Annotated in this window: 17 protein-coding genes; 5 read left to right on the top strand and 12 right to left on the bottom strand. The window is 33.8% G+C overall.

The window, feature by feature from the left end; translation table 11 throughout:
- Positions 1-157: 157 nt before the first annotated feature.
- The 8 genes from AAGE00_RS03635 to AAGE00_RS03670 form a co-directional block, all read right to left on the bottom strand.
- Positions 158-1,813 (bottom strand): hypothetical protein, encoded by a 1,656-nt coding sequence (locus AAGE00_RS03635; protein WP_341815364.1) that lies wholly within the window; start codon positions 1,811-1,813, stop codon positions 158-160.
- A gap of 121 nt (positions 1,814-1,934) precedes the next feature.
- Complete coding sequence (locus AAGE00_RS03640; protein ID WP_341815365.1) at positions 1,935-2,492, bottom strand: hypothetical protein; 558 nt, start codon at positions 2,490-2,492, stop codon at positions 1,935-1,937.
- Positions 2,493-2,566: 74 nt separating this feature from the next.
- Positions 2,567-3,730, bottom strand: coding sequence for a phage major capsid protein (locus AAGE00_RS03645; RefSeq protein ID WP_213863708.1), 1,164 nt, complete (start codon positions 3,728-3,730; stop codon positions 2,567-2,569).
- Positions 3,731-4,432: 702 nt separating this feature from the next.
- Entirely contained in the window at positions 4,433-5,113 is a 681-nt protein-coding gene (gene pyrF / locus AAGE00_RS03650; RefSeq protein ID WP_012481735.1) for an orotidine-5'-phosphate decarboxylase, read from the bottom strand.
- A 107-nt stretch (positions 5,114-5,220) separates the two neighbouring features.
- Positions 5,221-6,180, bottom strand: coding sequence for an IS5 family transposase (locus AAGE00_RS03655; RefSeq protein WP_341815149.1), 960 nt, complete (start codon positions 6,178-6,180; stop codon positions 5,221-5,223).
- 86 nt (positions 6,181-6,266) lie between these two features.
- Complete coding sequence (locus AAGE00_RS03660; protein ID WP_341815366.1) at positions 6,267-7,451, bottom strand: hypothetical protein; 1,185 nt, start codon at positions 7,449-7,451, stop codon at positions 6,267-6,269.
- Between the two features lie 219 nt (positions 7,452-7,670).
- Positions 7,671-9,701 carry a hypothetical protein gene (locus tag AAGE00_RS03665; RefSeq protein ID WP_341815367.1) on the bottom strand — a complete coding sequence of 677 codons (2,031 nt, stop codon included), beginning with the start codon at positions 9,699-9,701 and terminating at the stop codon, positions 7,671-7,673.
- 41 nt (positions 9,702-9,742) lie between these two features.
- Positions 9,743-12,316, bottom strand: a complete 2,574-nt coding sequence (locus AAGE00_RS03670; RefSeq protein WP_213863706.1) for a valine--tRNA ligase — start codon at positions 12,314-12,316, stop codon at positions 9,743-9,745.
- Positions 12,317-12,401: 85 nt separating this feature from the next.
- On the opposite strand from AAGE00_RS03670, the gene AAGE00_RS03675 reads away from it, so the two are divergent.
- Positions 12,402-12,977, top strand: a complete 576-nt coding sequence (locus AAGE00_RS03675; protein ID WP_012481733.1) for a hypothetical protein — start codon at positions 12,402-12,404, stop codon at positions 12,975-12,977.
- 117 nt (positions 12,978-13,094) lie between these two features.
- Here the strand turns inward: AAGE00_RS03675 and AAGE00_RS03680 are convergent, their stop codons facing one another.
- Positions 13,095-14,387, bottom strand: a complete 1,293-nt coding sequence (locus tag AAGE00_RS03680) for a cbb3-type cytochrome c oxidase subunit I (RefSeq protein WP_007302752.1) — start codon at positions 14,385-14,387, stop codon at positions 13,095-13,097.
- Between the two features lie 315 nt (positions 14,388-14,702).
- Between AAGE00_RS03680 and AAGE00_RS03685 the strand changes: the two genes are divergently transcribed.
- Genes AAGE00_RS03685 through AAGE00_RS03695 form a run of 3 tightly spaced genes read left to right on the top strand, consistent with a single transcriptional unit; the run spans position 14,703 to position 18,107 of the window.
- A complete protein-coding gene (locus tag AAGE00_RS03685) occupies positions 14,703-15,812 on the top strand; it encodes a PQQ-binding-like beta-propeller repeat protein (RefSeq protein ID WP_213863704.1) in 1,110 nt (369 codons plus the stop codon).
- On the top strand, positions 15,805-17,184 hold the full coding sequence (gene lpdA, locus AAGE00_RS03690) for a dihydrolipoyl dehydrogenase (RefSeq protein WP_052264753.1): 1,380 nt from the start codon (positions 15,805-15,807) through the stop codon (positions 17,182-17,184). The genes AAGE00_RS03685 and lpdA overlap by 8 nt, the downstream gene beginning before the upstream one ends.
- A 2-nt stretch (positions 17,185-17,186) precedes the next feature.
- Positions 17,187-18,107: a tyrosine-type recombinase/integrase gene (locus AAGE00_RS03695; protein ID WP_010401376.1), complete on the top strand. Its 921-nt coding sequence runs from the start codon at positions 17,187-17,189 to the stop codon at positions 18,105-18,107.
- A 680-nt stretch (positions 18,108-18,787) separates the two neighbouring features.
- Here the strand turns inward: AAGE00_RS03695 and AAGE00_RS03700 are convergent.
- The 3 genes from AAGE00_RS03700 to pdhA form a co-directional block, all read right to left on the bottom strand.
- On the bottom strand, positions 18,788-22,072 hold the full coding sequence (locus tag AAGE00_RS03700) for an ankyrin repeat domain-containing protein (RefSeq protein ID WP_213863703.1): 3,285 nt from the start codon (positions 22,070-22,072) through the stop codon (positions 18,788-18,790).
- 132 nt (positions 22,073-22,204) lie between these two features.
- Complete coding sequence (gene gatB / locus AAGE00_RS03705) at positions 22,205-23,629, bottom strand: Asp-tRNA(Asn)/Glu-tRNA(Gln) amidotransferase subunit GatB (RefSeq protein WP_213863702.1); 1,425 nt, start codon at positions 23,627-23,629, stop codon at positions 22,205-22,207.
- Between the two features lie 205 nt (positions 23,630-23,834).
- Positions 23,835-24,815: a pyruvate dehydrogenase (acetyl-transferring) E1 component subunit alpha gene (pdhA, locus tag AAGE00_RS03710; RefSeq protein ID WP_213863701.1), complete on the bottom strand. Its 981-nt coding sequence runs from the start codon at positions 24,813-24,815 to the stop codon at positions 23,835-23,837.
- Between the two features lie 65 nt (positions 24,816-24,880).
- Here pdhA and hemJ point away from each other — a divergent pair, with 65 nt between their 5' ends.
- Entirely contained in the window at positions 24,881-25,309 is a 429-nt protein-coding gene (gene hemJ / locus AAGE00_RS03715; protein ID WP_213863700.1) for a protoporphyrinogen oxidase HemJ, read from the top strand.
- The last annotated feature ends 76 nt before the right edge of the window (positions 25,310-25,385 follow it).

Here is a 25,385-nt window from a genome sequence, read left to right on the forward strand (position 1 = left end):
TTAGCCTTACACTGATAAAACTATAGCTATACATCGATGAATCTATTGAAAATTGATACGAAAAATTGTAATTAGTCAATTTTCTCCTATGGAGAAAACTTATAAAGAAAAAAAGAGCACCAAAGGAGGTGCTCCTTTTGAAGGGTTTGTTTGCTAATTAATAATAACCGTTTCCTACTATACTCGGATTAGAGATATAATGTATTTGTGCTTCTGGTTCTCCAGTTATTGAGCGAGGTTGTGCCTTTAACACATTACAAAGGTCCTCCTCTCGTGCATCATGAAAATCATCATCTAATTCCTTTTCTGCATCATAAAACTTCTCTTGTTCATTATCCTCATTATTAACCTCTTGTTGTATTATCTTGTGACTAGCATCAGTATTATGCTCATCTTTTTCTTTATGTGCATTAACTAATAGAGATTTATTACAGTTAGCGTTCTTTGTTTCCAGACTAGTAGTTTCTGAACTTGGCACGCCATTATTTGTTGGCGCTTTAAAACTTTCAATAGAATCTATTACAACAAATGTTGAACCTTTCTTGAAGCCTAAGGACTTTTTCATTTGCCATACATGAAAAAGTTGGAGTTTATCTTTTTGTAGTATATTAATAATTAGAGATACGGAACCATCATCGTTATCTCTTTTACTAAAATTAATATTAAAATCATTTTTATTGCAGTGTATTTTCATACGATATTTACCTTTGTTTCTTGGATGCTTATAATCCTCTAGATTTTGTTGAATATCATCTGCAAGACGTAGTTCTAAGTTTCCGTTAAAAATGTTGATAGTAGAAGATTCTCTTGTTACTGCCAATGGATCAATAGTTGTATTGTCACCCGCTTGTTGTGCCGTAATAGTAGGTGTTATAGATTCAAATGGCTGATTAGATATACTACCCACTTTAATCTCTGTTACATCATTCTCCAATCCTAACATTTTTTTCACATTCTCAATACTGTCTTGAACTAATATTTTATCGCTATCGATATACTTCCCATCTTTGTTCTTCTCTATTATCGATTCTACAATTAAATGTTTAGCAAACTCAGGAGAATTAATACTCCTACCAGTAATGCAATATTCTCCTTTATTACACTTTAGATATACAAGAAACTTAGGATGATATGCGTTCTTGGTTAAACTACTTTTATAATCCTTAATGTTTATACACTCTTCCAAATTTAACCAAAAGTTATTCCCTTCAAATTCAAGCCCACCTACTACTGATGTTTTTTTTGTTTTTAATGGCTTGTAATTTATCTTATTCACTTTAACGAACTCTTTGTTTTTACCTAAGCCTAATACACGTATCATTTCTAATGGATTACTTAATACAGAACCTTCATCAATTTGTTTCTTTACTGAAGTTATTGACACAGACTTCCTCTCACCACCTATATTTTTCTGTGAGCGATAAGGACCAGTAATATGAAAATCTCCACTGTCACATCTTACAAATGCATGAAATTCATCATATTGATATGGATTTTTATATTTCTCTTCAAGGATTGTATAATTTTTATTTATCATAGTTAATAGTAGTTCACCATCGATAACTTCAAGACAAACTTTGGGTCTATCTATCTGCTTTGGCAGTATTAGTTGATTACCATCTAGAGTTTTTGGCAACGTATTATTTTTATTTACATTCTCATCTAAAGGTCTCTTTGGTGATATATTTTTTTGAGCAGCATTTGCTTTACTGCTAAATAACCAATTCCAACCTGATGAAATTTTTCTTGCAATCCATGAAATTCCTGTACGATCAGCAATCCACTTAAAAAATTTTTTTATACTTTCCCACATACTTTACTACTTAAATTAATAATTTAATTATTATATATAAAATTTAATTTGTCAATTTTCCCTATGGAGAAAACTTATAAAGAAAAAGAGCACCAAAGGAGGTGCTCTTTTTAACAGTTTGCTATAGTGACTGTGCATTAAGAGATTGACTAGTATCAGCAGCGTGTTGCTCTACTTCTACATTAGTAGTTTCTGAATTTGGTGTGTTACTATTATTTGCAATAACTTTAGGTGAATTCAATTGTATTTCTATACAACTTTTATTGCTCACATCTAGCAGCCTTTTCATTTCTTCTGGTTTATTATCACCATAAACTTCTTTGCCATCTAGAGTCCCAACTGAATTTATAGATAGACATATCTTGCCATTTTCTATCACCATTTTCGAGTCGTAACGACCTGTGATATATACTTTTCTATTATAATGTGAATCTAAACGAAACTCATCATTAATTACATTACCATGTTTATCTTTATTGTTTGGAAGTGTTACACCTTGCGGTATAACCAACCCTATTTTACCGTCGCTCAATTTTACAAAAGATAACGCCACTATCCTTTCCTTAGGGTCACTTACTAGGTTTGCCTTATTACTAGACCACAAGTTTTTAATGCTGTTCCAGACTGATGCAATTCTTCCTGCAATCGACTGAAAAAAGTTTTTTATTTTTTCTAACATATTTTACTCCTTAAATTAACAATAATTTAATTATTACATAAAAAGTATAATATGTCAACTATTTCATAAAAATTTTAGTACTTGCTTGCAATTTTCAATAATTTAATAGCACTGGTGTTGACAACCTCCCCACCGACACGCTTAGTAACAAAAAATCTAACATAAGGTTTGTTTGTATAAGGGTCTCTCAATATTCTCATTCCTCTGTTATCCACGATCTTATAAGCTTGTTTGAAATCTGCTACTGCAATCATTGTAGGTGGCATATCAGCAGATTGATATACCGGTATTCCCATCAAAGTATCTGGAGTTTCAAGCGATAAACTCGGCTGCCAAAGATACTGACCTGTTTCAGATTTTAGTAGCCTCACGTCCTTTAACGTACTTCTGTTCATCAAAAATGATGCATTTTTAGAGTAATGTTCATTTAGAGAGTAGTACAATATCATTATGGCATCGCTGTCTAGCTTATCAGCTTTAATTTGCTCTATCTTATTATGACCATTTCCATTTTCGTAAGCTAAAATTCCTTTAGGTTGAAAAGTGCCATCACCTTTAATGAAGGCTTCATTCTCTTTCTTACTGAAAGTTTCGGCAACCTTTTCTACAAGCCAACTTTCAACATTGACAAATGCATCATCGAGCAATTTTTGTGATATTTGCGGCTGAGCATAGAGCTCGTAAGTTGTGATGGAAATCTTTTGAATTTTAGGTGTACTTGTGTCTTTTGCAAAATCATATTTGGATTTATAGCCACCATCTTCATCTTCTACTGTTTCACCACTCCAACCTGCACCAGCACGGTCACAATCTTCTATAATATAATCCAGCGTTTCAGTAGAGATTCTTTGATTGGAACATATTTGCCGCATTGGAGATGAATCAGCTATACGCTTGTTTATCCATTTTACAATGTGAGGAGTAACTAAATACCCTCCAATATCATTGTCATCTCCACTTAGGGTTTTGTGTGATAACCTACTTTCCATTCCTTTGCGAATATAATCAGAAAAATATTTATCACCTGTATTAAAATCTGTGCTAATCTCTGGGCGTTGAGCTGAAGTTTCAATAAAATCTAAGCGCTCTTTGCAATTATCAATATTACTATTTATCTTGCATAGCTGCTCAGGTCCTTTGCTTTCGATTTCTTTTAGTTTGCGATCATTTATTAATTTAAATTGCTCCCATGATGAAGCGAGTTCATTAACACGGTGAGCGATATCAGTAAGTGACATAATAGCCTCCTTTAAAAATAAAATTAGAATAGTATTGTAGTTTGAAGGTAATCTTTATCAGTAATCTCAGTACCTTTTTGTTGTCATGCAAACTGCATTCAGAAAAAAGACCGGTGAATGGCAGCTTAGTATAACTCAAACGCTTGTTTACAATATGGATCCCAGTGCTGGGATGGCGCCCTTATGGTAAACAACGTTCATACAACTGTATACGTATAATGCTCGTACCTGCCATTCACCGGTCTTTTTTCTCGATTCTAGCATTGGCTTCATGGTAGATACAAATGAACGTAAGCTACTTGGTAGTGAGAAAAAAATAATAATGATTACTTGTTGAAGTAAAAAAAGGTAGTGTAGTATTACACCATGGTAAATATTATACTTAATTGTTAGCACTATACAGCATCCATTTTTTTGTGTCAAGCATTTTTTTTCGCTGCGTATCTGTTCAGAAGAATGTGCAAATAAAGTACGTAGCTGTACAAATTTGCCAAAACAATAAATGGTATCCTTTGATTATCCTCTTTTTATCATTTCAGTCACAGCTGTACGAACATTGTGGCAATTTGCATAGTAAACAGTGTCAAGCACTGGGATGACACCCATTTAGTTATCTTTTCTCGTCTACCTTGTTTTGCCACCCTGCTGAACGGATACATACCGTTTGTTGCTTTTACTCTATGCTACCTTATCTGCCCTGCTTCAATCAGTAAGGGATTTCAATATTAACTCTGCACTACTTGCGGGATTGCTACTCTCTGTAATGGGTCTGCCAATTACGATATAATCAGCTCCTGAATTTATTGCTTCTTTTGGTGTTGCTGTCCTTTTTTGATCATCATGACCTCGATTCATACGGATTCCTGGAGTAATAATTTTAAAGTCTTTACCACATTCTTGGCGCACTTCTTGAGCTTCTAGTGCAGAGCAAACTACTCCATGTAGTCCAATCTTTTTTGCAAGCTTTGCTAGCAAAATTACCTGTGATTTTGCCTCCCTTGCTACTCCGAGTTCACTCAGATCTTCATTGCCCATACTAGTTAGTACTGTTACTCCAATTAGCTTTATTTTCTTTCCTTGCACTATACTTAGTGCTTCTTTAAGCATTTTTGTTCCACCACTGATATGCAATGTTAGCATTTCAACATCTAGAGCTTTTATTGCTTCAACTGTTCTAGCTACAGTGTTTGGAATATCATACAATTTTAGATCTAAAAAAATTGGTACATTGCATTTTGCAACTTCTCTCACTCCAGAAGGACCATGTGCAGCAAAAAATTCTAACCCAAGTTTTACCATGCCAACCTTATCACGCAGACCATTAGCCCAAGATATGGCTTCATTCAAATCTTGTGTATCCAGTGCGCATATTATTGGGTTCATTATCTTGTATAATTTTTTTTATAATAAGAGTAATTGTTGCATTTTACAATCCATATTCAGGGAGGCTTTGTTGCATAGCACTGATAGGCATGTAAATCACAGTGAATTTACGCAGCTAATTTAAATTCAGCCATACCTATATCAGTAAATTTGTTCAATAAGTAGCACTTAATTAACAGCTCTTTTTCACGATTTACCTCTGATTTATTTTTCAAGCCAAACCCAAATATTTGCTTCAACCTATAGAAAAAGACTTCAATATAAGACCGTGCTCCATACTTAACTTTTTTCTTCCATTCATTAATACCATCTTCATAATTCTCATATGACCTAATTCTACTAATATACTTGTTTCTTTCTGATAAGTAGTCAGCTAAACAAATTTTAGTATCCTTCCTAGGGCGAATAATAGGCACAATATTGTATTTTCTGCATTCTTTATACACACTTTTTATATCATAAGCCGCATCTGCTCGAATAGAACAAATGTTATATTTATCACTGACTTCTTCTAACATATCGCAGACCGGCAAATAGTCTACAGCAACACCACTAGTGTAGTTCATGCTTATTGCTTTCTTATCATTTATGTTTAAAACAACATGTAATTTTCTTACTTGACCATAACCACTGTATTTTCTTTTTCGAATATTAAGCTTACTATGCCCACCGTTATTATTGTAGATACTAACTCTAGTGCTATCTACGGCAATTTCAACATTTTCCAGATCATCTTTATTGCTTCTATGGTCATCAATCTTCAAATTAAGCTTTTTAAATCTTCTGGAAGCTTGTGTATAGCTGATAATCTTAAGTTTTTTGCCTATTTGTACCATATAACCTTTTACAAAACCTACAGCTTGTCTCAAGCCAATTCTAAAAAGATGAACTATTATGTGTATTAAAATTACAACTTTATCACTATAAGTGTTATTGCCACCTGCAACTTTTGGACTATTTTCATACCAATTTTCTATGGCTTGATTAACAAAATGAAAAACATTTCCTCTTTTTTTGAGAAACTCGTTATATTCTCTTTGGTTACTTACTCTCATTTTTTGTGGCATAAGTTGTACTTGTTTGAAAAATGCCTATTTTACAACAAAATTCGTTAGTAGCCATATATTAAAAAGCTTTTCTTCTTACAATAACCTCAACCAACACTAGCTATGCAACAAAGCCATTCAGGGATTGGTCCACTTGCAATGCTTTGTACAGACACTGAACACGATAATCTGGTCGGAGTGGGTGAACGACTGGCATATCCAAGATCTTCCTGTAAAGAATCAGACGTTTCCTCCGATGTTTTGGAACCTTTCATTGGCTTGAATTGCACAAGCTGCCCTAATATAAATTTTATTTTCTGAGTCTCCCCTAATATTATTTTTTTGCTATAATCTTTAATTGTTTCATTTTCTCTTATTGATTCTTCTATCTTATCTATCACATATTGAAGTTGTTTTATTTGACTGTCTCGCTCTAAAAGTGAATTTCTTAAATTTTTCACTTCGTTATTACAATCTTGTCTTATTCTGTCTAACTCAAAAGATTGATTTTTAATTAAACCGTCTGCTTTATCTAGCTCTTCAAATTTCCTTTTTAACTCTTGAGATAAGTTTTTATTTTTCTGATCAATTTCTTTAAATTTACATTGTAATTCATCTAATTTCACACAAAGTTCTTCTTTTCTTTTATGTAATTCTTCTTTTTTCATATACAGTATATGTTTCTCTTTACGTAATTTGTCTATTTCCTTAGATAACTCCTCTTTTTCTTTAGATAATTTCTCTACTTCCTTATATAATTCCTCATATTTATCATTGTCTATTTTTCTTTTCAATTCGATTATAAGTTTTTTCCTCTCAGTTAGATTAGCTTCTTTTTCCTGTAACTGTTTACACAAATATGAGATTTTATGGAGTAGTTCTTTTTCTTGTGCAGCAAGCTCATCTTTCTCCTTCGTTACTTTTTCTAATTCGTCTGTTATTCCAATTATATGGATCATTTTTGCTTCTAATTTCTCCTCCAAAGATTTTTTTTCTTTAAGAAAAGATTTCCTCTCAGTTTCTATTTTTTGACCAAATTTTCTTTCTTCCTCGTATAAATTGTGCTTTTCTTGAGTCAACTCACGCTCTTTGTGAGCAAATTTCTTCTCCACTTTACTAGTGTCAATAATTATTTTATACAAAATCATAAAAGCCAAAACAGATAATACAGCTAAAGCGAGAATTAAAGAACTAGGTACATTAATAAGCGCTAAAGATGTAAGTAACGTGAGAGTAGCCAGAGAACTAGCTATAAAATAAAATGTATTATATTTATTAAGTAAATTGCTCATCACCTATACACAAAACTGCAGCAGTCTTGTATATATTGATTAAAATTGTCTTATCTGTAGAGGAGAACACTTATCACAATTTTACCAGTGATAAACTTTAGTTGATATTCTAACTAAACTCAAAATGCAAGGTGGCATCAGACAGGAGTAGAACATCTAGGAGTAGAACATCTACTAGAATATCCAAAATCTTCTGAGTATGAAGCTTCATCCAGCTCTTTATTTGGTAGTGCTGATAAATCTCCCATTACTTATATCTGAAGGAGGAAGGCTATCATTAGTTTGTACAGATATTTCTTCAATTACTCCTTTTATTTCTTGATCACTGACTCCAACATTCTTGATTAATTCCTCCAATCTATTCAAAATCTCTAATACAGTTTCCTGCGATATAATCACTTTATCTCCTTCTCTTACATTCTCTTTGAACAAATATATCATGTTTTTTGCCAAATCTTGTGCTAAGCTCACACGATTCTGATGAACTAATGAAGATTGATCATTCAAATCTGAAATTTCTTCTTTTATAGAATGCTTCTCAAATAGTAACTCTTTGTACTTTTCATGTTGAATTTGACTTTCTTCCTCCAGATTGATGCTATAATTTTCCAACTCTTCACTGTTTTTTCTTTCTTTATTAAGAATTTTTTCTAACTCTTTAATCCTACTGAAATATTTAGTTTCTTTCTCTTCCGATTGCTTACTTAGTTCTTCTAAATCTACAGTTAGTTTAATCACTTCTTGAGTTTTTTCATTTAACTTTTCTTGTAATCGTTTTTTTTCTTCTTCTGAATTACATAATCTAGATTCTAAACTAAAAACTTCCCCCTTTTCTTCTTCCAACAGCACCTCTAACTCTGCTATTTTTTTCTTTTTCTCTTCTAAGTATATTTCCAATTCTGTTATTTTTTGACTTTCTAATTCGTGTGATTGACTTTCTAATCTCTGGATTTCACCATACTTACCATCCAACTCTTTTTGAGTATCATTCAATTTTTGTTTTAATCTTTTATTTTCATTCACTGCTACAGCCACACTGTACTCTAATTGCCTTATTTGATCCTTTAGTCTTTGTACTTTAACATCTAGACCTTCAGCAAATTCTTCTAAATCTTGCTTTTCTTGCACTAATTCAGCTTTTTCTTTACTTAACTTTTGTATCTCTTTTTGCGCTTTCCTTAACTTCTCCTCTAACTTTTCCTTCTCTACTTTTCTCCTTTCAAATTCACTCTCTACCGAATCACTTAGCTGCCCGAATTTTTGTGTTATTTCAGCCAAAACTTCATCTTTTTCCCTTACCTTTCCATTTAATTCCTCTACCTCTCTCATTTTTTGCTGTAATTGTTCTAATATAGTTTGATTATTTCCAGTTAATCTTGTATTTTCTTTTTCCAATTTATTAATTCTTTCGTTTAAGCTTTCATCTACAACTTGTGCAATTTTGTCTTGCATTTTAGTACTACCTATTTGAGCTTTTTTGATGCCACGCTCAATTTCTTGAGTTGTTTGAATGTTAATATTTCTATTACTATTTTCTATCACAATCTCAGATGATTTATGATTGCCTTTCTCCTTATTTCTAAATTTTATTTGATACAAGAATAAGTTACCTATTTTTACATCTTTATTTGCTTTCAATTGATCATCAGTAACACGATTACGCTCGATAAGTTCTATACCATTAGCATCAATATTAATTATAATAGTGCACTTTTTTCCGTCCTCATCACACCAATTCAGAGTCATTTCGTATGCACTATCAGTTACAACATAGTGCCTTATTCCTTCTTCAGAAACAAAACCGTGCATTCCATTTTTTCCATTGCTATGCAGAGTTGAAAACCCTGAAATTCCATTATCTTGACAGAAATTACTATTCAAAAACTCACTGACTTTGAATTTGTTTTTATTAGCTCCCAATTTAACTTCTGCACAACTACCATATATTGACACTGTTTCAACACCACTTTCAATATACCCATTCAATACTTTTTTAGCCTTATCTTGAAGCTCTAGTCTCGCCTCCTTTACATTATTGAAATCTTGGATAACGGCTTTATACAATTCATCTTCATTAAAATTGGCATTGTATTTTATTAAAAAAGATAATATGTGAAGACTAGCTACAGCAGTGTGAATTGATTTATTCTTTTCTTTTATCTTACCGAGCAAAAACAAAAACCTTTGAATGAAGTCATGATAATCATCTTTTTGCTCTTCAATTTTATTATTATATGAATTACCAATCATTATTACCTCACAACTAAATAATTAGTATAGTAATACGAATGCTAAGTTACATCAATCAATAAACTTACAGTAAATTTTCCATTCTCAGTTATAAGCTCTGCTTCTGTACCCTCAACCCATTCTATCACTTCAGCATTGCAAACTGACTGCAAATCATGCTGAGCAGAATAATTTAACTCATCCTCTTTTACACTCGCTTTTATCATCAACTTTTGTATAAGATGCTTAACTGATACGTTATTATCTGCTTTTATTTTTCTCACAAGGTTTAATATCTGCACGAAATTATCTCCCATTTCTTCAGAATACTTATCATAGATAAGTTCTTCCTTGTTAGGCCAATTACTTTTATTGTGAACAGAGTTATAACTATACAACTGATGATATATTTCCTCTGTAATATATGGCAAAAATGGTGCAAATAACCGCAAAATAATATTTAGTACATATGCCAAACTCTGTTTCGCACTCATGTTTGCCTCGCTGTCCAATGCATCTCCATATGCACGTTTTTTAACTAACTCTAAGTAATTATCACAAAAATCTTTCCAAAAAAATTCTTCTATTGCGCTCAAAGCTTCGCAGTATTCAAACTGTAATAGGTTGTTCGTCGTTTTTTCTATCACTTTATATAATTTGGACAATATCCACTTATCCATCGTCTCACTGATGGAATTTATGCTCAATGCTTGATGTTTTTCCATAAACATGGAAACAAATTTGCTAGCATTCCAAAGTTTCGTAACAAGTCGTTTGCCAATTTTGAAGATATTTTCAGAGTAGACTGTGTCAACTCCAAGTCTTGAGTTTGCTGCCCAATAGCGTACTACGTCAGCTCCATAGGTTTCAAGCATTACATGAGGAGTGATGATATTACCTTTTGATTTACTCATCTTTTTTTTATCATCAGCCAAACACCAACCACTAATCATGATATTTTTCCACGGCAGTGAATCTGCATGATAATGTGCCTTCAAAATCGTATAAAAAGCCCAAGTTCTTATTATCTCATGGCTTTGGCTGCGCAGATCTGCAGGAAATATCTTATCATACCGATGGCTTGGTAAACCGAGCTCACTGTTTACTGCCAGTGCACTTAATTGAGGAGTGATCGCACTTGTTGCCCAAGTATCCATCACATCTTGATCTGAAGTAACTTCTTCTTTAATATACCCTTTCGGCAAATCTTTGAGTGGATCTACAGGTAAATCCTTTACTTCAGCTAGAATGATTTTGCCTTCTTCTCCCTTACGTTTTGAATACCAAACTGGAAATGGTACACCAAAATAACGCTGTCTTGAGATGCACCAATCCCAACTTAGCCCTTCTATCCACACCTCTATACGTTTACGCATAGATTCTGGATGCCAATTACATTTACTCACTTTATCTAATACTTGAGTTTTTTGCTCTAAAGTCTTGACAAACCATTGATAAGTAGGTAATATTTCAAGCGGCGCACCAGATCTTTCAGCACATTTAACAGAATGAGAAATGCTAGTGCTTTCTATTAAAAGGCCCTTTTCAGTTAGGATTTCAATAATTCTCTTTCTTGCTTCTTTAACTCTTAGGCCATTTACTTCATCGTAGATTCCAGCGTCACGCGCTGGAGCGTGTGTCTCCTCTAATGTCTGGATTCCAGTGTCAAGCACTGGAATGTCACTCCCCTTTGTCATCCCAGTGCCTTGACACTGGGATCTATTATTACCATACACTGAATCTAGACTTATCCTACCATCCTGATCGATAATAATTTTCATCGGCAGACCATGCTTTTGCTGCCAATATATGTCGAGCTCATCACCAAACGTACAGCACATAACAAGCCCAGTACCTTTATCTATTTTAACTTTATCATCAGCTATTATTGGAACTTTTGCTCCTGTTATTGGCACTACGGCTATTTTTCCAATCAGCTGAGTGTAGCGTGCATCTTCTGGATGGCAAAAAACTGCAACACATGCTGGAAGCAACTCAGGCCGTGTAGTTGCAATCTTAATCTGCTCATTTTCTTCAGTGGAAAAAACTATCGTGTTCAAAAATGACTCAAAGACTTTATCCTCTATTTCTGCTTGTGCAATTGCAGTTTTATCGACTGGGTCCCAAAGAATAGGTTGCATTTTTTTGTATGCATACTCTTTATTATATAGATCAATGAATGACATTTGAGAAAGTGCCACAGCTTCTTTACTAATTGTGTGATACTCTAAATTCCAGTCATAACTAATACCGACTGATTTAAACAATTCCTTGAATTCCTGCTTTGACTTCTCAATAACTTCATGGCACATCTCTATAAATTCTTCTCTGCCAACTTCTTTTGCACGGGTTTTATAGGTCTGCTCAACTAACCTTTCAGTGGGAAGCCCATTATCATCAAACCCAATTGGATAAAATACATCTTTCCCCAGCATACGTTGAAACCTTGCAATAAAGTCCGTATGGCAATAGCTAAATATATGACCAATATGCAACTTTCCAGATATCGTTGGTGGAGGCGTATCTATAGTGAAAGTATTATCCTTTTCACCATTCCATTTATAAACTTTACTCCCTTCCCATAATATGTTGTATTTGTTTTCAATTTCCCTAAAGCTATACTTTTCTTCTAACATAAATATTTCTCAGTTTTAAGCTTTAAGTTATCACAATTGAGCAAATACAGCAATTTTAATGTCTGCCATTTAATTTAGCCTTGTTATGATACAAATTTTTCTTGATCTTATAATTTTTAATGTATTACATAATAAATTTTTAGTATTGAGGTTTATTATGCTTAACTTTCATAACTTAAAAGAGCTTATAGATATTCTAAGTAATCCATACTATGTGCCTCACCCAGCAAAAGTAGACTTAGTAGAATTGCTTGAAGACGTGCTGGAATTAAAAGATAAAAAAAGCCCAGAAGAGGCAATAACTACATTGAAAGATAAAATAAGAAATGAACTCAAAAGTGAAATGTCGAATGAACTGAAACAAAAAATAAATACTCAAATCCAGCAGTTACAGCAAGAAAAGAAAATATTAGAAACCAAAAATGAAGCAAATAAACAACTAAAAGAAAAAGCAACATATATCGCTACTGCTAGTACTGGTCTTGCTGTTGGGTTAGTAGTGTATATTACACTTGAACATACAAATAAATTGGACATGTGGTTAATCGTTGTTATAGCAACAGTATCTGCATTCTTAGCTGGTGATTTAATAATGAAACCTAGCTCTCAAGTAAATGGAACACAAGAACCACAAGGAGTAGCAAATAAGAATTCAGTGTAGCTTGATATAGTTTTTTTCATTTCACTGCCTTTCCAAATTTGAAGCAGGTTGTTTGAGCCATAGTACAAAGTAAATATAGTAATTTTACACTAAAATTTTTAGTTTTGTTTCTGTGGGTTAGTTGGTACGAGCCTTGCCTTTAAGAAGATGTAAAATCACAATTATTACGAATAACATTCCACCAATAACTGATATAGCTCCACCCGTAATAAAACAAGCACGTGCCAACATTGATGAAATACTTGGCAGATCTGCAACTTTTCTTAAGGCACCATATCCACCAAGCCAAACAAGTCCAGTAATGTGGAGAAAATGTCCCAAGCTATATGCATAAATCTGTAATCTTACTATGGAGCTTTTTATTTCTTTACAGCCCAATTTTGGTAACAGCCAGTAGACAAAATTCATAAAAGCTATAGTAATACCAACTACAGAACCATGATAATGCGCAGGAATAGTGACATTTCCTTCAATAGTTAGCACTCCAAGCACACCTCCATAAATGAACAATACAAACGAGTGAAGAAGATAATTGCCCTTATCATTGAGCAGAGTTTTTATGTTGCAATACACTAATATTGTTAAAAAGCACGGCAGAACTGCTCCAGCAATTCTCATATGCCAGGTAAAAAACTGTATCAATTCAGCACTATCCGCCGAATAAATAAAGTATATAAACGGCGCACCTACGGTCAAAACTGTGTTTATAAATAGTGGTAAAATGGTAATTTTATTTAGACTAATATAGCGAGCATTCAGTATGATCAAATAAACTAAAAACATTGCTTGAGCAAAGGCAAACTGCAGTAAATGTCCGCCTCCCCAAAAGAGATATTCATAAAATAAATTCTTGTCTGAGTGATATAGACCTGGAGGCATATTTTTATGTGCTAAAACAACACAAAGAAATGATGACACAAGTATAATGACCAGGCCAATTTGTCCGATTGAAAGATATGAGTCTTGTTTATTTGATATGTAGGCTAGAGCTGTATTTATCAATATGCTGGTAATGAAAAGACTGAGTCCAAGTAAAAATAATTTGTTTTGTAATACAGGTATATAGTTACTTTTGATAACTTCAGTATTTGGAACAAATGCAGATATAAACATTAGCAGCATGGAAAGGATTGAGAGAATCCATGAGAAGTTAAACCAATGATTGGTGTTTTTTAAGTTTATGATGAAGAGCAGAGATATTATAGAGCACATCCATACCAAAATTGACAAATTTACGTGTATCACCAGTGCATTATCAAAGATATATTGTGCAGAAGGAATGAGAGAAGAAATAAAAGGCAATCGTAGAAAAATAACAATTATTGACAGCAGTCCAGAACAAGCAAGAGCAAGTACTGCCAAGAATATCCATTGCCTGCAAAGTGAAGCGTTATTTTGTATGTTGAGCATTTATTTTTAGGTACTATAGCATAAGATAGTATACATTTTTCAAATTGATATGAGTAGTTCAAATGAATGACATCACAACAATATCTTTCATCCTGAAAATGCTGCCTGTTTCATATTGGAGTAGTATTACTGACAGCATTAGTTTGAGCTATAGATATTTCTTTTAGTCCATACTTGATAAAAGTTATTACAGTAAGAGAATCTTTACATAATGGTATGACATTACGTTAATGCTTTTGATCCACAATTAAGAACATTTTCGTTGTGATTTACGTTTCTAGTATGTATATTAATGAATCTTGTTTTCACTAAATAATGAAAATAATAATTGTCATGATAATGTTATTGTATAGTAACTATACAATGGCAAGCGAACGAATAAGTTTAGTAGATAAAAAATTATCTCAAGGATATGTAGCTCCAATACTTACAGAAAATAGCGTTATTTTACCAGACAAGCACGGTACCTTATATTCCTTTGATATCGATAACCCAAGAGTTATAAATTGGAAATTATACCTCTCAAGTAGGAAAAAAATTGGTAATATGAGTTTATCGAGCTACAAAGAAAATGTTTTCTTTGTAGTGGATAACATTCTACACACAATAGATGCGAAAACAGGGGAGATTCAATGGGAAAAAGAATTAAGAGCTCCGGCAAGAGGGAAAGCAATAGTAATAAACAATAAGTTGGTAGCATTGACTATTGATAACTATCTAAATGTATTTGATATAAAAGATGGCAGACCCATTTGGGCTTATCAAAATGGTATAAATGAGGTTCGAGGTTTATATTCCATCTCACCAGCAGTCTCTAATGATAAAATAATGGCACCATTTTCAAATGGAGAGTTAATAGCTTTTAATGAAGAAGGTAAAAAACTATGGAGCCAAAAATTAGCTACAAATCTTTTAGACACACAGCTTACAGATGTAACTACTACACCTAGAGTACACGATAATATCTTAATAGCTACGAGCAACTCTTATATTTATAGCATTGACGTAAACTCAGGAAATATTTTATGGTCAAGGCCACTACAAGTAAAAAGTATATCAAACATTGAGTCATATTATAGCCCTCTTATTCCTGCAGAGAAACAAAAAGAAGGCGGAAGAATTTTCATGGTGACTAAAGATAATAAGGTAATTGGCATCGACATACAAAGTGGAAAAACAGTTTGGACATCTGATTTTATAGAGAATGTGCAATTGTTTGTTCCAATTATGTATGCCCATACGCTTTGGGTAACAAGTAATAAAGGTTCAATATTTGCTTTTCCTGGATCTGAAAGTACAGGAAGGGTAATTAAAATACCCGGTAATGTGTTTCATGCTCCAGTATTTACCCATGGTAAGATGTATATAACGACTGAAGGAAATGGTGTTTATTCTTTAGAAAATAGGTTTGTTTTTTATGACTGATTATGATTTGATTATTATAGGTGGTGGTCCAGGTGGTTACAAATGCGCTATTGCTGCTGCAAAACTTGGACTCAAAGTTGCTTGTATAGACAAAAATAGCATTTTTGGTGGCACGTGTTTGCGAGTTGGGTGTATACCATCAAAAGCATTACTCCATTCCTCTTATCAGTATGCTAGCGCGAAAAATAATCTATCAAAACTTGGCATAAAAGTTAAGGATGTAAGTCTCGATTTGAGAGAAATGATAGGCTATAAAGACGCTAGAGTTCAGGAGCTTGGAAAAGGCATAGAATATCTGTTTAACCTTTACAAAATTACTAAGATCAATGGACTTGGAAAAATTACTTCTTTTGATCAAGGCAATCTTGAAGTTTCAGTTGAAGGTAAGGTACTGAAGGCAAAAAATATAGTAATTGCAACTGGTTCTGATGTTAGTTCTCTACCAGGAATTGATATTGATGAGAAAAATATCATTTCATCAACTGGTGCATTGTCTTTAACTGAAGTACCAAAAAAACTTGTTGTAATTGGAGCTGGGGCAATAGGGCTTGAAATGTCTTCTGTATGGAGGAGGCTAGGGTCTGAAGTCACTGTAGTAGAATTTTTTGACAGAATCGCTGCAGCAATGGATGGAGAATTAAGTAAGTCTCTACTTTCTAGTCTACAAAAACAAGGAATAAAATTTTTACTTAGAACTAAAGTTGAGGGAATAAAACAAAGTAGTAACTCTTTGAGTGTGAAAGTTTGCTCTGTAAAAGATAATCAAACAAACACTATAGAGGCGGATAAGGTATTGGTGGCAGCAGGGCGCAAACCATGCTCTGAGGGTCTTGAAAAAATAGAAAAAGACAGTCGTGGCTTTATTAAAGTCAACAATAGTTATGAAACCAACGTAAAAGGAATATTTGCTATTGGTGATGTGATTGGTGGAGCAATGCTTGCTCACAAAGCTGAGGAAGAAGGGGTGGCAGTTGCAGAGATACTAGCAAGGCAATTGCCTCACGTTGATTATGAAATCATACCGTCAGTCATTTACACCCACCCTGCAGTTTCTTCAATCGGTAAAACTGAAGAAGAACTAAAAAGTGCTGGTCGAAAGTATAAAGTTGGTAAATGTCAATTTGCTGCAAACGGTAGAGCAAAAGTCACTGACGATGCTGAGGGATTCGTGAAAGTTCTGACTTGTAGCAAAGCAGATACAATACTCGGTGTACATATCATAGGAGCATACGCTGATACGCTAATCAATGAAGCAGCGGTTGCAATGGCATATGGTGCAGCAGCAGAGGATATATACAGAATTTGTCACTCTCATCCTGATATAAATGAAGCCTTTAGGGATGCGTGCATCGATGCTTTCTTTAAAAAGTAACTGTGGACCTCGGTTCAATCATTGAAAAATGGTATGATTGGCTAAAGTACAACAGGTCTTACTCACCAAACACTTTGGAGTCATACATGAGGGACCTCAAGGATCTTATAAGTTTCCTAAATACTCACATTGGTGAAGAAGTAAATGTTGGCTCTTTAGAAAAATTAAGCATACCTGAACTGAGAAGTTGGTTTACCTCTCGTTATGCAAGAGGTGTAAATGCGAGATCTAACACTCGCGCATTGTCAGTAATCAGAAATTTTTTCAAATATATAAAAAACAATTATGAAATAAATAATGAAGCGGTATTTTCTTTATCAAGGCCAATTCAGAGAAGAACTCTACCTAAAGCACTTTCAATATCTAACATAGAAACTCTATTGAAAGAAATGAAATTGCCTGATCTAGGCGAGCCTTGGGTGGTAAAAAGAGAAATTGCAATTGTCGTTCTGCTATATGGTACGGGCTTAAGAATCACTGAAGCACTGAATCTTAAGGTTAGTGATATTAGCAATGAAAGTTTAATAGTAACAGGTAAGGGAGATAAACAAAGGCAGGTATTTATTCTTCCAGTAGTAAAAAAGTGTATACAAAAATATATAAAAGCTTGTCCCCACTTTGACGAAGCGGGACATCTTTTTGTCGGGGTAAGAGGAAAAAAATTGGGAAGAACTTATGTTGCTAATCGTTTGCAAAAAATAAGAAGATTTTTAAACTTACCAGAAATTTTATCTCCACATGCATTTCGCCATAGTTTTGCTACTCATTTGCTTCAGGAAGATATTGACATAAGATCAATACAACAGCTGCTTGGCCACTCAAGCCTTGAAACTACTCAAGTTTACACTCACCTAAATTATCAAGATGTCTTCAATATGTATAAAAACTTTCAGAAGAGTTTGAATAAAAAATCGAAATCTTAACTTCGTCTTAAATCGATAGTATTGCCGAACTGAGTGCTTGCAACATCATTCAGTACTGTACTTGCTTTATATAAGCAATAGTGACCAGCAGAGAGAAAGCAAAACGTTTTGCAAAAGGTTGTGAATGAAAGAGAATAGACAGCAGAATTTAAATTAGAAGCTATGTAAAGAAACAAGTCAAGCAAATAGCAAAAGAGCTAGGCTCTGTGTACAAAATGTTAGCAGGTCAAATTAATTGAGGACGGGGATTTGTGACTAAAGTTCATGCACTTGTTGACGTACTGGGAAACCCATTCAAATTTATTTTGACCTCAGGCTAGAGGAACAAAATTACTCAGTTGACTAAAAATGTCTCTAGCTACACTATATGGCTTCTTTAAAATTTTGTTTACAGAGCCTAGAAAGAAAGCTGAGGAAAAGTAGAGGTTACCTTTACATATGAACTACATCTCAACCTGATATTGTCGTTCCTAATATGTTGGATTTCTTGCATAACTCGAATTCAAAAGTTGATGTCATTCCAGCGCGTGACACTGGAATCCAGATATTGGGTTCCAGCTGGGATGACACCTGTTTATGCAAGAAATCTATTGAAAATTGAGTTAAACTAAAAATTCAGTTTGACACACTTTTGTTAAACATTTTTGGGACGTTAAAATAAACAGATAAATAATTTTCTCTTAAGCTACTTCAACACTTTCATCATGGGTTAAAAGCAACTCCACAAGTTCTTGGAAGTTATCAACTGCACAGTCCAGTACTGTATTCCCTAAATTATTTCTAGCGTTAACGTTTGCATTGTGTTTTAGTAGCGTCCTCGTTATATCAACCTTTTGCCTAATAACAGCCAAGTGTAGTGCAGTGTTGCCATCTTTATCCTTAGCATTAATATTAGCACCTTCTCGAATAAGGCATTCTGCAATATTGCAGCTTCCAGATAAAGCAGAGTAGTGTAATAGAGTTCTACTATTTCTATCTCTAGCATTAACATTAGCACCTTTATTGATTAGAAACTCCACTATTCTTAAGTCTCCACTGAAAGTGGCTTTATAGACAACGCGGTGTAACGCTGTTTCGCCATATTCATTCTTGGCATTAACATTAGCACCTTTTTCAATTAGGCACTTCACTACATTTAATTTTCCATTCTCAGCAGCAAAAAATAATGGGGTTCTGTAGTGTTCGTCCCTAGCATCAACATAAGCATCCTCATTAATTAGGTGTTCCACTATACCCAATTCCCCAACGTCAGCAGCTAAATGTAATGGAGTCATACCACAATTGTCTTTAGCGTCAATATTAGCATACCTTTTGATTAGATATTCCACCATATCTAGATCTCCATTTATAGCAGCAATGTGTAATGGAGTCCTGCCATATTCGCCTTTAGCATTAATGTTATTATTTTTAATAATCAGGTATTTTACTATATCCAATTCCCCAGCGTAAGCAGCTGAATGCAATGGAGTATTATAATATTTATCTTTAGTATTAGTGCTAGCACCTTTATTGACTAGACATTTCATTACATTCAAATTTCCACTCTTAGCAGCAATATGCAACAAAGTTTGACCGTGATTGTCCTTAACATTAACAATTTTTACCAATTCACCTGGGTAATATTTTTCTATATGTGTTATTATTGCACTAATTGCTTTACAATCACCACTTTCAGCAAGCAAGTGCAAAGGGGTGCTTTTCCTTATAAACAGTGTTCCTCCATATACATAAAATGAGTGAAAGTAAAAGTTATCAATCAACTTACCGTATGTACTTGCGTATCCCCATACAAATGCAATATGGCTCATACTACCTTGTGCTAAACCACCACTGTTTATCAATTCCAAAGCTTTCCTTAGAACTTCCTCTTCTTGGCCCTCCTTTTGTAATTTTAATCTAGTTATTCCCTGCACTACTCTGTGAATACTTGCCACTTCCTCTTTCAAGTCAATCATTGAATATCTATCGAGTAGTTCAACAGCCTTCCATAACTTTTCCTTATCCTCTGCTATTAACTTTGAAAAGACTTCTTCTATATGAATCTTGTCAGGAGCAAGGTAGGCCATTATCTCCAGAATATTCAACGTTTCACAGCCGTATTCTTTTTGTATATGTGTCATCGTAATGGTACAAGTTATTGAAACTGCTTCAGCATAACAATCTTCATCTTTACAAACTCCTTCTTTAAGTGATTTTCCTGTGTACCGTTGACACTCCTTTAAGTAATCACTTATCTCAAATCTTCCACAACCTCTCAACTTTGATTCTTTATTTTTGTTGCGAATGTACACTACCACTTGCTTTAAAGCCAAGGGCAAATACTGCAGCTTTTCCATTAGCTCTTTTATTTCCTTATCCTGTAAAGGGTCATCTATATTTAAGGACTTCTTAATAAATCCCAAAGCCTCCGTTTTATTGAATATATCTAACTTTATTACTTCTATATCTCCTCTTGCTTCCCACTTATTATCACGAGAAGTAATTAAAACATAAGGTTTTTTATAGTCAGGATATAAAGACAGTGGTAAAAATTTACTGATGTCTTTATATTCTCTTGCATTATCGAAAATAAAAAGACTTTTTACATCTTTAAAATATCTATATACACTCTTAATAATAGATCTGATTCCCTTTTCTTGTTCAGTATCTTCATCTGTAATAAAAATTTTCGAACCTTCAGGTAACCTTCTATTTAACTCCTTAGCTAATCCTTTAAACGATTCTTCAAGATCCTTTTGTGTTCCTGCATTTACCCATACAAGATTACCATCATAATGCTCTTTATATTCACAAGCATATTTTCTGGCTAACTCACTCTCCCCTACTCCTTCAGAACCGCCAATAACAACAATCCGCGATATTGCCATTGGTTTGTCAGTGCTTTTATGCAGCCTATCATATATTTCTTGCAATTCATTTTTTCTTCCAACAAACATTTCAACCGGATGTTTTATATTAAACCAAATAGGCTCCTCTATCTGCTTGTTATTTTGTGCTGTTACAGCTACATGTATTTCATGCAGTTTTTTACTATCCTTACGCTGTTGTTCTACTATTTCATCTATTCCTTTATTCCCTTCTTTTACTTCTCTCTCTATTTCACTTAAAGTCTTAGGAAATTGCTCAATTTCTCGAAAAAGCTCTTCTCCCTCTTTGTGCGAAAAAGGACGCGCTTTTATATCTTTTACCCAGTCTGATATTTTTTTTAGAAGATTATTACAAAAGATTTGATTGTCACCAATATAGCCAAACTTTTTGTTCAACCTACTACTCAACTCACCTAGCAATAATTCTCTTAGCTGAGCTTCATGGGGTAAGTTAACGACGAACACCAGTTCATTTAAAAAGTCCTCTATCTCTTTATTGCTGACTTCCTTACCTATCTTACGCTTTATAAAATCCATATTTTGTTTCAAGTATTGAGCAATACTACCATCTGAATCACTAATTCTATATTTTGCACTATCACCTATATCCAGAAACTCATCTTTTGTGTCTATTCTTACAAATGAAAGTTCTTTTCCTTTATTTTCTCCACTTAACATTGCTCTTAGATTTCTTACTTCGTGTTGTATTGAATATGGTGAATCAAGATCCATATTCGTAGCAAAAAGAAAATGCTTTGTTCCACCACTAAACTTTGCATTATTTTTGATCTTTAAATAAGCAATAAAGTATTTCAACAAATTAAACTCACCACTCTTTGTTAATAAGCTACCTACACTGATTTTTTCAGTTCCATCTTGGTTGTGTTTGACTTGCACAAACCTATGTATTGTTGTTTTATTTTGCTTACATTGGAGAACAACATCATCAAAGCCTGCAGCTGACTTAAATTCTGTATCTAGGAGGAAAGGACATTTTTTATCCATCACACGCATGAGAAATAATATGAGCCACAACTCTTGATAGTCAATACCATGGCGAGAGCATTTTGACCCCCAAGCAGGATAAGTTTCAGGCATCCTCAACCTCACATAATTTTAAAAATAGTACCAACAAATGGTAAAAAAGTTATATGTTATGATATACAGATATCGTAGCGTAAATCTGAGAATATCTACGAGATGTGCTGTTATGTAAATAAAAAAATGTGACTAATTACTTAATTTTTCATTTAAAATTGAATTCACGACATCAGGGCTGGCTTTTCCCTTGGTGAGTTTCATGACTTCGCCGACAAAGAATCCGTATAGTTTTGTTTTACCGCTTTTGTATTCTTGAACTTTATCTTGGTTGCTATTGATGATTGTGTCGATAACTTCTGCTATTTGACCTCTATCGGTTATTTGTTTTAGGTCCTGCTCTTCTATGATGAGAGATGCCGGTTTGCCAGTTTCAAACATAATATCAAAAACTTGTTTGCCAAGTTTAGCAGAGATCGTTCCATCGACGATAAAGTCGAGGAGCTCGGATAAAGCATCTGCTTTAATTGGAGAGCTAACAATATCAATATTTGTTTTATTTAAACGACCGAAAAGCTCGACGGTTAACCAGGTAACTGCAATCTTTGAATCATGCTTTTTTGCTAATTTTTCAAAATAATCGGCAATTTCTTTATCAGAAGTGATAACGTCTGCATCATATTCATTGATACCTAATTCCTCTATGTATCGAAGTTTTTTTTGATCTGGCAACTCGGGTAAAGATGATTTAATAGAATCAATTTTGTCTTGGCTTATTTCAACAGGTAGCAAATCAGGTTCAGGGAAATATCTATAGTCACTTGAATCTTCTTTGCTTCTCATCACTTTTGTTTTTCCTAAAGTGACATCAAACAATAAGGTATCTTGACTTATTTCTCCTCCGTTTTCCAAAATTTTGATTTGCCTTTGTGTTTCATAATCTATAGCTTGTACAATATAACGTATTGAATTTAAGTTTTTTATTTCACAGCGGGTGCCAAATGCACTACTACCATTTGGGCGAACAGAAACATTTGCATCACAGCGAAGCGACCCCTTTTCCATATCACCATCACATGAACCGATATAACGCAAAATCTGCCTCAATTTTTTCATGAATTCTGCAGCTTCTGCAGATGAACGAAGATCTGGCTCTGAAACAATTTCCATTAAAGCAACCCCTGCACGATTTAAATCTACGTAAGTTTTGCTTTCTTCATGAATACTCTTTCCTGCATCTTGCTCTAAGTGAATTCTTGCGATTCTTATTTCTTTTTCATTATTATTGATAAACACTTTACCATTTTTAACTATTGGCTCAAAGAATTGGGTTATTTGATAACCTTGTGGTAAATCGGGATAAAAATAATTTTTCCGGTCAAAGTAAGAGCATTTATTAATTTCTGCAGAAATTGCAAGTCCGGTGCATATTGCTTGCTCTATGCAGCTATAATTTAATACTGGTAGTGTACCTGGCATTGCTGCATCAACTAGAGAAACTTGAGTATTGTGCTCAGTGCCAAATTCCGTTAGTGAACTAGAAAATAGCTTTGTCTTAGAAGAAACCTGAGCGTGTACCTCAAGTCCAATTACTGTCTCCCAGTTTTCTTTTGTCATGTATTTTATTCAATTAATAACTTTATATTCTGCAAACTAGCACAAAAAGTCAAATAAAACTCATTTAACCTATGATCCAAGAGCGGTGTATATCAATAATATAAGAGTTACTACAGTTTCTATTGACTAGGCTGTTATATAATAAAGTTAAGTGCTGCCAAAAAATATCTATAGTAGGCCAAAACATAATTTTGATGGCAACTGATTAGCTAACAAATTTATAAACATCAGTATACAGCTCATCAATCTCTGGCTCTTTACTACTTTTAGCAAAATCTTCTGACTTTTTTACTAAGTCTCGTATTTCCTTATCAATAGCTTTGCATTCTTCATCAGAAGCGATTTTATTGTCTGTTATATACTGCTTTAAGGTGCTTATAGGATCATGATTTTGCTTCATATCTTCAACTTCTTCTTTTGAGCGATAAGTAGCAGGATCTGACATTGAATGTCCACGATATCGATATGTCTTCATTTCAAGCAAGATAGGTCCTTTTCCCCCACGTACGTGCTCAGCTATTTCACTTGTTACCTCATAGACAGAGAAAAAATCCATTCCATCAACTTGTTTTCCAGGAATACCAAAACTCTCTCCTCTTTTATATAGTTCAGTTACTAAAGTTGATCTTTGCACAGAAGTTCCCATTGCGTATTCGTTATTTTCTATGATATAAACCACAGGTAACTTCCACAAAGATGCCATATTAAATGATTCATATACTTGTCCTTGATTTGCAGCACCGTCACCAAAATATGTGAATACAACGTTATCTTTTTTCTTGTATTTATTAGCAAATGCTATTCCTGTCCCAATTGGGACTTGTGCACCTACTATTCCATGTCCACCAAAGAAATTTTTTTCAACATCAAATATGTGCATGGAGCCACCTTTACCTTTTGAACACCCTGTTTCTTTGCCGTTTAGTTCTGCCATCACAACATTTGGATCAGAATTACATGCAAGCATTAAGCCATGGTCTCTATAGCTTGTGATAAAAGCATCACCAGGTTTTGATGCAGCTTGAGTCCCAACTGCAACTGCTTCTTGCCCTATTGATAAGTGACAGAATCCGCCTATTAATCCCATTCCGTATAATTGTCCTGCTTTTTCCTCAAATCTGCGTATTAGAAGCATTTTTCTGTAGAACCCAATCACTTGCTCTTTAGTGAAATTTCCTGCTTTCATATTGACTTTCTTTTATTAAACTGAGATCATACCAGAAATCTTTAACATTTTATAATACTATCTATATGGACTACTATCACTGGCTTGAAGCTTTTCACGTTATCTCTGTAATTATGTGGGTGGCAGGTATGCTCTATTTGCCAAGGCTTTATGTTTACCATGCATCTGTAAAACCAGGGTCAGAAAATGACAGCTTACTTCAAATAATGGAGAAGAGACTCCTTAGATATATCATAAACCCTGCAATGCTTTTCTCCCTTAGTTTTGGAATTATGCTAATGATTATTAGGGAAGCATATCGCGAAGGGTGGTTTCATGTAAAAGCGCTAGCATTATTCTTAATGTTTGCTATTCATGTCCTACTTGCAAAGCATAGGAAAAATTTTGTAGTGGGCTTGAATAAGAAAACTCACGTTTATTTTCGTGTTTTAAACGAAGCAGTAACAGTGTTAATAATAATTATAGTTATTATGGTTATTGTAAAACCTTTTTGATTTTCTAGCCTAATGCTGAACCATTCAATAGAGTATAAGAATTGTTACTAAATAGTTTATTCTGATGTTCCATAGT

Origin of the sequence: Wolbachia endosymbiont (group B) of Aricia artaxerxes (genome assembly GCF_964026975.1) — a bacterium.
Classification (GTDB): Bacteria; Pseudomonadota; Alphaproteobacteria; order Rickettsiales; family Anaplasmataceae; genus Wolbachia.

Coding starts and splice junctions, on each gene's coding strand:
- AAGE00_RS03635 (WP_341815364.1), bottom strand. CDS start 1,813: ATGTGGGAAAGTATAAAAAAATTTTTTAAGTGGATTGCTGATCGTACA.
- AAGE00_RS03640 (WP_341815365.1), bottom strand. CDS start 2,492: ATGTTAGAAAAAATAAAAAACTTTTTTCAGTCGATTGCAGGAAGAATT.
- AAGE00_RS03645 (WP_213863708.1), bottom strand. CDS start 3,730: ATGTCACTTACTGATATCGCTCACCGTGTTAATGAACTCGCTTCATCA.
- pyrF (WP_012481735.1), bottom strand. CDS start 5,113: ATGAACCCAATAATATGCGCACTGGATACACAAGATTTGAATGAAGCC.
- AAGE00_RS03655 (WP_341815149.1), bottom strand. CDS start 6,180: ATGCCACAAAAAATGAGAGTAAGTAACCAAAGAGAATATAACGAGTTT.
- AAGE00_RS03660 (WP_341815366.1), bottom strand. CDS start 7,451: ATGAGCAATTTACTTAATAAATATAATACATTTTATTTTATAGCTAGT.
- AAGE00_RS03665 (WP_341815367.1), bottom strand. CDS start 9,701: ATGATTGGTAATTCATATAATAATAAAATTGAAGAGCAAAAAGATGAT.
- AAGE00_RS03670 (WP_213863706.1), bottom strand. CDS start 12,316: ATGTTAGAAGAAAAGTATAGCTTTAGGGAAATTGAAAACAAATACAAC.
- AAGE00_RS03675 (WP_012481733.1), top strand. CDS start 12,402: ATGATACAAATTTTTCTTGATCTTATAATTTTTAATGTATTACATAAT.
- AAGE00_RS03680 (WP_007302752.1), bottom strand. CDS start 14,387: ATGCTCAACATACAAAATAACGCTTCACTTTGCAGGCAATGGATATTC.
- AAGE00_RS03685 (WP_213863704.1), top strand. CDS start 14,703: ATGAAAATAATAATTGTCATGATAATGTTATTGTATAGTAACTATACA.
- lpdA (WP_052264753.1), top strand. CDS start 15,805: ATGACTGATTATGATTTGATTATTATAGGTGGTGGTCCAGGTGGTTAC.
- AAGE00_RS03700 (WP_213863703.1), bottom strand. CDS start 22,072: ATGCCTGAAACTTATCCTGCTTGGGGGTCAAAATGCTCTCGCCATGGT.
- gatB (WP_213863702.1), bottom strand. CDS start 23,629: ATGACAAAAGAAAACTGGGAGACAGTAATTGGACTTGAGGTACACGCT.
- pdhA (WP_213863701.1), bottom strand. CDS start 24,815: ATGAAAGCAGGAAATTTCACTAAAGAGCAAGTGATTGGGTTCTACAGA.
- hemJ (WP_213863700.1), top strand. CDS start 24,881: ATGGACTACTATCACTGGCTTGAAGCTTTTCACGTTATCTCTGTAATT.